Source organism: Pseudescherichia vulneris, from assembly GCF_902164725.1.
In the GTDB taxonomy this organism is placed as follows: Bacteria; Pseudomonadota; Gammaproteobacteria; order Enterobacterales; family Enterobacteriaceae; genus Pseudescherichia; species Pseudescherichia vulneris.
On the sequence record NZ_LR607338.1, the window covers coordinates 3477060 to 3478127 of the forward strand.

The 1068-nt window shown below is 55.1% G+C and carries 1 protein-coding gene; it reads left to right on the forward strand.

The window, feature by feature from the left end:
* Positions 1–54 precede the first annotated feature (54 nt).
* The coding region (gene rfbB, locus FN633_RS14495) for a dTDP-glucose 4,6-dehydratase (protein ID WP_154058950.1) at positions 55–1068 on the forward strand (1014 nt) is incomplete at its 3' end.

The following is a 1068-nucleotide window of genomic DNA, read 5'->3' on the forward strand; positions in this document are numbered from 1 at the left end:
TCATGCTTCGACCTGCAACACACCTCTTCTTATTGAATTGACGGAATTGATAGCGTGAAAATCCTTGTTACTGGCGGAGCGGGTTTCATCGGCTCTGCGGTCGTCCGACATATTATTAAAAATACCCAAGATTCCGTTGTGAATGTTGATAAATTGACTTACGCCGGTAATCTGGAATCGCTTGTTGACGTCGCCGACAGCGATCGTTATGCCTTTGAGCGCGTGGATATTTGTGATGCCGCCGAGCTGGCTCGCGTATTTGCCGAGCACCAGCCTGATGCAGTCATGCACCTGGCAGCAGAGAGCCATGTTGACCGCTCTATTACTGGCCCGGCTGACTTTATCGAAACCAATATTGTCGGAACTTACGTTCTGCTGGAGGCCGCGCGCACCTACTGGCTGACCTTAAGCGACGAGGCGAAAAACGCGTTTCGCTTCCACCATATCTCTACCGACGAAGTGTATGGCGATCTGCCGCACCCGGACGAACATCCGCAGGGCACGGCGCTGCCGCTGTTTACCGAGCAGACCGCCTATGCCCCCAGCAGCCCATACTCCTCGTCAAAAGCGTCAAGCGATCACCTGGTGCGCGCATGGCGTCGTACCTATGGTCTGCCGACGCTGGTCACCAACTGCTCCAATAACTACGGCCCGTATCACTTCCCCGAGAAGCTGATCCCGCTGGTGATCCTTAACGCCCTTGATGGCAAACCGCTGCCGATTTATGGCAAAGGCGATCAGATCCGCGACTGGCTCTACGTTGAGGATCATGCCCGCGCGCTCTATACCGTGGTGACGCAGGGTGTACCAGGCGAAACCTACAACATCGGCGGTCATAACGAGAAGCAGAACCTGGACGTGGTGCATACCATCTGTGACCTGCTGGATGAGATCGTGCCGAAAGAGGGCTCGTATCGTGACCAGATCACCTATGTGACAGATCGCCCGGGACACGACCGTCGCTACGCCATCGATGCGGATAAAATCAGCCGTGAGCTGGGCTGGAAGCCTGAAGAGACGTTTGAAAGCGGTATCCGTAAAACCGTCCGCTGGTACCTGGACAATCAG